The sequence below is a fragment of the Desulfatiglans anilini DSM 4660 genome, assembly GCF_000422285.1.
GTDB lineage: Bacteria > Desulfobacterota > DSM-4660 > Desulfatiglandales > Desulfatiglandaceae > Desulfatiglans > Desulfatiglans anilini.
The window spans coordinates 1-8,791 of the sequence record NZ_AULM01000072.1 but is presented as its reverse complement, the minus strand read 5'-3'; the positions used below and the strand labels follow the sequence as shown (position 1 = coordinate 8,791).

12 protein-coding genes are annotated in these 8,791 nt (G+C 56.4%); 5 read left to right on the top strand and 7 right to left on the bottom strand.

All coding sequences use genetic code 11. From position 1 onward, the window contains the following. The 6 genes from H567_RS26385 to H567_RS26375 all read right to left on the bottom strand — a co-directional run. Positions 1-404 (bottom strand): type II toxin-antitoxin system HicB family antitoxin (locus tag H567_RS26385; protein ID WP_051185174.1); only part of this gene is annotated, 404 nt, incomplete at its 3' end. Further along, positions 388-690: a hypothetical protein gene (locus H567_RS0120645; RefSeq protein WP_028322847.1), complete on the bottom strand. Its 303-nt coding sequence runs from the start codon at positions 688-690 to the stop codon at positions 388-390. The genes H567_RS0120645 and H567_RS26385, both read right to left, overlap by 17 nt. 368 nt (positions 691-1,058) lie before the next feature. Continuing rightward, positions 1,059-1,451, bottom strand: a complete 393-nt coding sequence (locus tag H567_RS0120635; protein ID WP_028322846.1) for a hypothetical protein — start codon at positions 1,449-1,451, stop codon at positions 1,059-1,061. Positions 1,452-1,573: 122 nt separating this feature from the next. Beyond that, the gene (locus tag H567_RS28850) at positions 1,574-1,864 is read right to left on the bottom strand and encodes a hypothetical protein (protein ID WP_153306309.1); all 291 of its coding nucleotides are present in this window, start codon (positions 1,862-1,864) and stop codon (positions 1,574-1,576) included. 102 nt (positions 1,865-1,966) lie between these two features. Next, a complete protein-coding gene (locus H567_RS29705) occupies positions 1,967-2,554 on the bottom strand; it encodes a flavodoxin family protein (RefSeq protein ID WP_244155533.1) in 588 nt (195 codons plus the stop codon). Positions 2,555-2,787: 233 nt separating this feature from the next. After that, a complete protein-coding gene (locus H567_RS26375) occupies positions 2,788-5,205 on the bottom strand; it encodes a penicillin acylase family protein (protein WP_051185173.1) in 2,418 nt (805 codons plus the stop codon). Between the two features lie 401 nt (positions 5,206-5,606). Here H567_RS26375 and H567_RS26370 point away from each other — a divergent pair, with 401 nt between their 5' ends. The 5 genes from H567_RS26370 (at position 5,607) to H567_RS0120595 (ending at position 8,076) form a co-directional block, all read left to right on the top strand. Next, positions 5,607-6,281, top strand: a complete 675-nt coding sequence (locus H567_RS26370) for a GNAT family N-acetyltransferase (protein ID WP_035255551.1) — start codon at positions 5,607-5,609, stop codon at positions 6,279-6,281. After that, a complete protein-coding gene (locus H567_RS26365) occupies positions 6,254-6,592 on the top strand; it encodes a hypothetical protein (RefSeq protein WP_153306308.1) in 339 nt (112 codons plus the stop codon). The genes H567_RS26370 and H567_RS26365 overlap by 28 nt, the downstream gene beginning before the upstream one ends. Further along, entirely contained in the window at positions 6,589-6,780 is a 192-nt protein-coding gene (locus tag H567_RS0120610; RefSeq protein WP_028322843.1) for a hypothetical protein, read from the top strand. Before H567_RS26365 ends, H567_RS0120610 begins: the two co-directional genes overlap by 4 nt. A gap of 589 nt (positions 6,781-7,369) precedes the next feature. Further along, a complete protein-coding gene (locus tag H567_RS26360; RefSeq protein WP_051185172.1) occupies positions 7,370-7,651 on the top strand; it encodes a type II toxin-antitoxin system Phd/YefM family antitoxin in 282 nt (93 codons plus the stop codon). Between the two features lie 2 nt (positions 7,652-7,653). After that, entirely contained in the window at positions 7,654-8,076 is a 423-nt protein-coding gene (locus H567_RS0120595) for a type II toxin-antitoxin system VapC family toxin (RefSeq protein WP_028322842.1), read from the top strand. A gap of 145 nt (positions 8,077-8,221) precedes the next feature. Here H567_RS0120595 and H567_RS0120590 read toward each other — a convergent pair. After that, positions 8,222-8,791: SAM-dependent methyltransferase (locus H567_RS0120590; RefSeq protein ID WP_028322841.1), on the bottom strand; the 570-nt coding region annotated here is incomplete at its 5' end.

Sequence of the window (8,791 nt, the reverse complement as noted above, 5' to 3'; positions counted from 1 at the left end):
GATTCAAGCCTTTCGAGCCGGCCTCCGATCTTGTCATCCCGCCAGTTGACGGTAAGCAGCGTAACGACATACTGGTTCAGGCTGACCTCGTTCCTGCGCGCCGCCGACACGAGTTCCCGGTGCAGAAACTTCGGCAGCCGCACTACAAACCGACCGCTGAAATCCTCCTCCTCCGTCTCGGGTTCGGGGATTGCGCGCCCTTCTGCCAGGTATTCCGCAAAACGTTCGCGCTTGGCGGCTTCGAGTTCCCTCAGGGCCTCCTCGGGTGTTTCGCCGTCGCCCACAATCCCCAGTCGCCCAAATTGCGGCAGCCTGGCGAGATACCCGCCGCCCTCCTCCTCCGCGATAGCCGTGATCTCCACTCTGTAAGGCAGCGCTGCATAATAATCAGCATTCCTTTTCATGGTCTTCTACTCCCAATTCCTCCAGGGCCCTTGTAGCCCGGATAATCTCCTTTATGTAAAACCCTTTCACCCGCTGACCGCCTTTCACCGGTACGGAAATTTCGCCGAACGGGCGGTAATCGGCCAACATGGCCAACCGGCTGCAGCGCACTACGATGTGCGAAGACGACTTTTGCTTCCACATTCCGGGGAAATAGGCATCCAGAAAGGTCGTGACTTCGTGCAGATGGGCCTCCCTGGGAACATGTTCGGACCACTTCCGGTAGAGTTTCTCAGCCTTGCCCAACTGCACCTCCATGGTTGATTGATATTATATATAGTATCATTTTTGCATGGAGTCAATCCCTGATAATCTTTCCATCCTCCGGCACGATCTCGCGGGGGACGAACCTGAAGCAGCGGCTCAGGTCCGGAGGCGCCTCGATTCGAGCCCCGGGCGCAAGGGTGTGATTCATCTAATTTTCCTTAACCAGCCGCCAGAAATAAAGAATCTGCCGCGCAAGGTTGCAAGGTCGTATGGTCGACTGGCTTCAAAACCCCTGCCTGCCATCACAGCAATGGTACCCGAACACGGATTCTCCCCTGACAACCCCCTCGTAGTGAACACCACGCATAAGCCCGGAGAAAATTTTACCTTCGCTCTTTATGCCGTTCTTATCGGGCTTTCCCAATAAAATGCGAGGCAAAAGACTCTTTCAAAGGGCCCACAATCGGTTCCAGCTCTGACAAATCCACGGATTTTATAGACAGGCCTTTTTTCTCTCCTAACCTTTTAAAAACAGCATCTGCTGGGGAGCTACCAGTTAAGATCAACAGATCCGCCCACTGGTTCTTTCCATGGAATGCCTTTTGAAGCAATTCTTCTACATCTTTTTCTGAGGGTGCTTCATTGACCACTCGTAAAAAAACCTGTCCAAATACATAACAGCTACCGGCATCTATCAATACATATACGTCATAAGGTTCACCCTTGACGAACAAGAATTCTTCATTAATTCTGATCGCTATCCACGCTTCATTGATTCGGAACTGATCTGGCGTAAGCATAGTATATATCCCATCCATAAAAAATAAACCCTACAACGCTCAGCTGCGGGACGGCGAAGAACGAGCCGCCCATCAAAAGCGACATGTTGGGCTATTTCAGTCATCGATCATTTTAACATCGCTCAATTTTCTACGCGGTCAAACCATCGGTTCGCCAGCCATTCCACACGGCGGGTCGAAGGAACCATGCCAACCGACCAGCGTACGCCCAAACGAATCAGCTCGAGACATGCTGCCTCGTGCCCGAAATAGGCCGCCTGATGCAAAAATGTCCAACCAGAAGACGGCTTTTGGTATCTGCTGCACTGCTGCGCCAGCTGCGGATCTCGTCGCCAATCAGATAGAACCTGCTCCCAGTTGCCATGCTTCGCATCTTTATATAAACCTTCGATAGTCTTTTGCTTTTCACCCATAAATACCCCAATTGCAGTCAACACTGCCCAGCGCCCCGGATAACCGACTGGCAATCGAGCACAGCTGAATTGCCAACCCGAGGTGATACGGTTCTTGGAAGGTTATCTCTGTATGAGTTTATTCCCCAATCGCTTCGCCTTTCCCGCTAACGATGGAGAAATCTCATTTGACTTTTTGGTCCCTGTTTTTGTTATCTTTCCCACTGTCTTGTAACCTCCGTAGTGTAAAGCTTCCCTGACCGCTCGGATAGCTCCCCTGCTCTCGGGAAAAATGAAATTGAAAGGCCACGGTGTCGTGCAAACCGTCACAACAACGGCGCGCTTCCCTTTCTGCCTTGGTTCTGGCATTCCCTTAGGACTTTCCCCCATTAATACCGGTACATTGCGATCGAAAAGAAGCTTTAGCGGCGCGGACATATTCCCCCAGTGCGTCGGCGTACCAATAATTAAGGTATCAGCATCCCAGAAAAATGTCGCGACCGTAATATGAGTAGTGACCATAAAATCGCCTAACGTACTGAAATACAAATCCTTGGTAAAAAAAATGGCAAACTTGGGTTCACGACCCTTCAAATACTCGCGCTCAGACAGAAAGACCTCCGCAAAAGCACTGGTGAAGCCTATCCTCTCTTCCACCGACGGCATGAGCAGATCCCCCTTTTCAAAGAGGATGATTCCAGGATTGACCATTAATCCACTGATCGTCTCGGAACTTCTCAGCTGGACCGTTGTCCTTTACTGGTTGTGGATGCTATCGACAGCATCCTTGATTTTTCCGGGCGGTGATCTCAACCCTTCATGCGTCGGGATCCACGTACAAAACGCCTGCCTGGCTTTTCAAAACATCTGCAGGATTGCATAAGGAGGCTGAAGGTTATACCTCAACCGCAGAGACCGGAATTAAGACCATTTCTGGACGAAAACTACCCTGGGTGCCGGAGAAAGGCTGCGGGACGGCGGTACCTCAAGACGGACACTGATTCTAGGTTGCGAAAAACCTCCACGGTTTTGCGCCAAATCCTTTTTTTACCGAAATCGGCGTACATCTGCAGTTGATCCATGTAATGGGGCGATCTGGCCCCGTCAGGGGCAATGAAGGCGCTTTGCCCCGGAGGGGTCACTTCGTGACCGACAATCCCGGTGGGGCGCAATGCCACCATGTAGTTGATGGTACCGCGATTCATAGCGGGGCTCAGAACAAATGATTCGTCCGGGCCGGCCTGCGGCATTCCAAAAAAGCTTATGGCGCTGAACTCCATGGTGTCCACCGGCAGGCGCCACCCGTCGGGATCCGAACCAAAGGCCGAGCGCAGTTGGTCCGTCGCCTTCACCAGGGAGGTCCTGATCACGATCAGCGGGTCGACGCCGTTGAAAAAGTCGAAAGCCTGGGCCTCCGGCTCCGCTAGGGCTTCATACAGCGCCTTCGTGCCGGCGCCGAGGTTTACGTACCCAGGCTCTCCGAACCAGTCGAACAGTTCCCCCAGATCGTCAGCCAAGGCGGCTTCGAGGAAAATCGGCAAGAAAGTCAGGCTGACGGCTGTGGCCAACTCGTCGTAGCGCCCGTCCCGGTCCTCGTCCCGGGACTGGTAGTCCCACGCGGCGAAGGCCTCCAGGATCGCTGCCAGGTCTTCTCCGGGGGCGTCTTCATAAGCCCGCAGGATATAGGGAACGAAAAACCGGGCGTTGATGTCGGCATGGGATGAGACCCCGACCAGATTCCAGACCTCCTCGGGGGTGAAGCGCGCCCGGCCCTCGAGCGCTTCCAGCAACACCGCCACCCTGTCCGCCTTGCCCCACATGTACCACCAGATGTCCGGGCCGGGGTAGCCCGGAGCCGGGCTGTTGTTCCAGTTGGCGATAAAACCCTGGGAAGGGTTATAGGCCGAGGGGTTTCCCGAAATGCACTCGAGCCCGAGCCACTCCATTTGGCCCGTTCCGAAGGCCGGCAGGCGCCCGTCATGTCCCGGCCGGCGCCTGGGATATCTGCCGGCGAAAAAATGGCCGATATTGCCGTGCCGGTCGGCGTAGAAAAAATTGAGGCTCTCGGAAACGCGGTGAATCCCCTGCAGCCAGGTGGGGAAATTCCGGGCCTTGGTGGACTCGATGCAACCGAAGAGTTGATCCAGTTCGCGTCCTTCCCAGGTGCGTTTTTTTGAATAGGCGAGGCCCTGTTCGGGAAAGAACAAGATGACCGGGCCGTGGACGGTTCTGAAGACCGTATGCGCTATGTCTTGGCCGCCTTTGACCCTGATCACCTCGGTTCGCTTTTCCATCGAGCGGTAGGTGCCCTTGAACAAATATCTATCAGGGCGATCGGGTTCGAGGATTTCGGCGTAAAGGTCGACTTGATCGCCGGCGCCGTAAGTCGAACCCCAGGCGATATGCCCATTGTGTCCGAACAAAACGGCGGGGTACCCCAAAGGCGCATTGCCTACGACATCAAAGCCACCGCCGTGCAGCCCGACTGAATAGGAATAGCTGGGGCTGAAAAAACCGAACTGTGGTCCGCCCACCAGAATGGCCGCGGCTCCGGCGGCCTTACCCCGTCCGATGAGAACCGCACTGCTGAAAGAACCCGGATTGCCGAGGCGCAGGGTGGGTTTGGGCGCCTGGGCGATGGAACCCGCCGCCCTGGTCCGGGGCCGGCTTGCTCCTGGACCGCCCGCCGGGACCGGGTAAGCCTTCCCGGCCGTACTGGTCGTGGGCGCCCCGTCAACAGCAGAGCGCGGGATCAGTTGATCGAATATTTTCCACGCCGTCTCCTCCCCGTGCCGCTCGATCAGGGTCTTGAGGATGTAGAGATTTTCCGTCTCGGAGTTCATATCCCCGAATTGGTTGATCATAGTGCCGACATAAATCATGGCGACATCGTAGGCGGTCCATGGTTCGGGCCTGAAATCGAAGTCGAGGAATTGCCTCGGCAGCAGCCTATCCAGGTCGCGCTCGATCTCCCTGATCCAGGCATTGATACCGTCGGCGTAGCCCGTCAATATATCTTTGTGTCCCCGGCCGAGCCTGATGATCTGCTTCTTGATGGAGGCGGGGTTGAAATGGGTCCGAACGCTCTTGTCTAACTCGATGTGCTCCGGCCCGAGGACTTCGGCGACACGCCCCTGCGTGCCGCGTTTGAGCATCTCCAGCTGGAAGAGACGATCCTGGGCGATGGCATAACCGTAACCGTAGAAGAGGCCGTAAACTTCATCCGCGTAAATGTGCGCCACGCCGAAGCTGTCGCGTACGACAGCCGCTTGGCCCCGGTGATCGTAGGCATCCGCAGGGGCGGCAAGGCTCATGCAGGCGGAGAACCAGAGCGTCAGAAAGAACAGCGGCACAATTCTCATCCGTGCCTCTCGGGAAGGATCAGGCTGAAAGGCCTGCGGGTCGGTCATCCGGGCTGGGCGTTTCGAAGCCCAACGGCATAATACCCGGGTGGACCAGGCGGCGTGTTGAAAAATCCGCTGAACCAGAGGCCGATGAAAGCTGCCGAGGATGCATGACTTGCCAAATCCCCATGAATGAGGCATATATGAAAGCATGTCATAGGGACGGGGAATGAGCGCAATGCAACGGCTAAAATATACCTCATACACCTTATTCTTTTAACACGCCTAGGGCTTGAAATACAAGGCCCCGAAATCCAGGAAAAGGTCATTTTCCAACACCTTGTTCATGCGCCACGGCGGTCTTGAAAGTATATCGGCCGCGTCGGGCGCTTTTTCCTCTGCTTAACAAGGAGGCCGTAATGTTTTTCGAGGACAGGCATCTGCCGGGAGGTCTCGTCCTGGGGCTGTTCAAACCCGAAGACGCTCCGGGCATTGTGGAGTGCTACCGGAACGTCCACGGAGATTCCTTTCCCGTCCCCGATGTGTACGACGCGGCGGCCATCATTGCGCACAACTCCGGGGACCGCTGCTACACCCTGGTGGTCAGGACTCCGGAAGGGCGGGTGGTCGGGTTGGCCGCCCTGCATCTGGTCGAACAGCACCGGCGGGTGTTCGAGGCCCGCCAGCTCATGGTTGCCAAGGATTACCGCCGGCGCAATCTGGCGAAAATCCTCAACGACGCCAACATCGGCGAACTGCCGGCTCTTGTGAGTGCCGGGGCTGTATTCAGCGAACTGGTCTGCAACACCCCGGCCTCCCAAAAACTCGTACGCAGCACGGCCTCCATCCCACGGGGCTGGAGCTGGAGTGCCTGCCGTCGCCGGAGGGCCCCAATGTTTCGCTCCTATATATGTATAAGATCTTTCGGGATGGGCCTCAAACCCTTTATCTGCCTGAGCGCTACACCCCTTTTGTGGAGGATTGCACCGCCTGCCTGGGGGTGGAGCGGGTCTTCGACTCAGGGCTGCGGCCGGGCGGCGGACCCTCGGCCTTGGCCGCGGAGCCGGTGCCGATTGCGGGCCTGCTGCGCCTGAGGGTGCGGCGCTGCGGCGCGGATTTCACCCGGCTGATCGATGAATTTTCAACGGAGGCGCCCGATCGCATCCTGCAAGTGCAACTCGATCTCGCCGACCCGGCCGTGCCTTGGGCGACGGAACTACTGCGGCAGAGGGGTTTTTTCCTGGGCGCCTACCTGCCGCTGTGGTACGGAACGGACGCCCTGATACTGCAGCGGCTGCCTTGGAAGCCTGAGCCCGCGGCCGTAGTGCTCATTCCGGGAGCGGCTCGGCGGGTGTTGAAGCAGCTGCTGGCGGATAAGGCCGGACTGCCGCGGAGGCTGGCTTGAGGTCTGCAGGCCTACGCCGGGCCTCCCTGGCCCTTCAGGCCGGTCGATCTCCCGGCGGCATGCCATTCGAGTTCAACGCCGTGTGCCTGATCATGGCGGCCGCCACCAGAGGCTTCCTGGTGCTTGCGGCCCTCTGCGCAGCCCTCCTGCCGCATGCCGGTACACCGGCCACCTATTATATAGCCTAGCCGTCTTGTATGGGCTATCCATGGGAGTGAACCTGCCGCTTCTCAACGCCTTGCTTTTCGCGGCCTCGCCGCCTGTCCTCAGCGGACTGAACACCAACCTGGCCATCTTTCCGCCGGATATCGCGATTTCCTCATGCCCTATGCCGGCGGAGCCCTGATCGCCTGGGGCGCGGACTTTGACGGACTGTTTTACCTTGAGGCCGGCAGCGTGCTCGCGGCGGCCGCGCTGATCAAAAAATAAAAAGTTTTCAGACCGCTGCTAACCCCCCCAACCTTTGTGCAAGCGCCTCAGGAACCACTGACCAGGCCGCGCGACAGCCGGGTGCCAACCTTCCGTAGTCCCCGCCGCGCAAGTTTGCATGGTCGTATGGCTTCAAAACCCCTTCCGGCCATCACAGCAATGGTACCCGACCGAAAACCGACTCTCTTCTGACGACCCCCTCGCAGTGAACGCCCCGCATAACCGGCCGGCAATGGAGCGCAGCTGAATTGCCAGCCCAAGGTGATACGGTTGTTATATGCCTGTTCCAATCAAACCTCTTGACATTTTGGTCATAATGGTCATAATGGTCAAAAAAGGAGGTCGATAATGGAAAAAAACATATCCGTGGGTGAGGCAAAGGCCACCTTTTCAGAATGCATCCGTAAAGTTGAAGCAGGTTATGCTGTGCTCATTACCAGGCATGGCAAACCTGTCGCCGCTCTGGTTAGCCCCACTGACCTCGAACATCTGAAGCGTTTGAGAAAAGCAGGGCCAGAGAGTGGCCTTGCCAGTATTGCTGGCGGCTGGGAAAATAGCGAAGAATTGGCTTCAATTTTGAACGCATCTCCTCGACAGGGACAGCGAAATACCCCAGACCTGAAAAATTGAAAATGGCCTTTCTCTTTGATACCGATGCAATTTCAGAACTTCTGCGCCCGCGCCCCGCAATAGCCTATGTGAAATGGATCATGAAAGTTGCTCGTGAAGAGCAATTTACCAGTGCTGTTGTAATAGGCGAACTGTACAAAGGCGCCTACCGCTCCCAACACCGTGAACGACACCTAACCAATATAGAACAACGGGTTCTCGCCGCTGTCAGCGTTTTACCTTACGACACAAGCATTGCGAAAGTTTTTGGTAAAATCCGAGCTCACCTTGAAGAAATTGGAACAATCCTTCCCGATGCGGATATTCAGATTGCAGCCACAGCTATAACCCATAATTTGGAGCTTATAACCGGAAACCTTCGTCATTTTAGAAGGGTTCCGGATTTGCAGGTCAATAATATCCTCGCAAATTCACGTAACCAATGATTTCTGGCCTCTTCTCGCACATAACGTTTGAGCTAACCGGCGTATAAAAGCAGAGCGCAGCACCGCTTTTGCACGTCCGTTTTGAGCGAGTTTTTAGGCATGATTGGTTTTTCCCCTCTTTCTGAGTCGCCCGGTAATCCCCACATCACCGCGTCATCAGCGCGAACACGCCCCAGCCCAGGTATTCACGCGTGTAAGCGGCGTAGCGCTCGGGTTCCGAGGTCAGTTGGGCTCGGACCTCTTTCGCGAACTCGTCGTCGGGATTTGCTTCAAGCCATCGGCGCATGGTGAGCCACTTGGCCGCCTCGTATCTGTCCCAGCTGTCTTGGTCTGCCAAGACCATTTCCACGACGTCGTAGCCGAGGCGGCCGAAAGACGCGAGAAGTTCTGGAAGCAGGAGAAAGTCGGAGATTGAGCGGGCAAGACACCTCTTGGCAACATCTTCCGTCGGCGGCAACTGCCGCCAATAGGGCTCCCCGATGAGGATGATCCCTCCCGGGCGAAGGCTCTGCGCCAACAGCTCGATGGTACCGACAACCCCCCCGCCGATCCACGTGGCACCGACACAGGCTGCCACACCGGCCTTCTCGCCAGAGACATAGCCGGCAGCATCGCCATGGATGAACTTGACTCGATCGGCGACACCGAGTTCTTCAGCGCGGAGTTTCGCTTGCTCGGTGAACAACGGGCTCATGTCGATACCGGTGCCGATGAC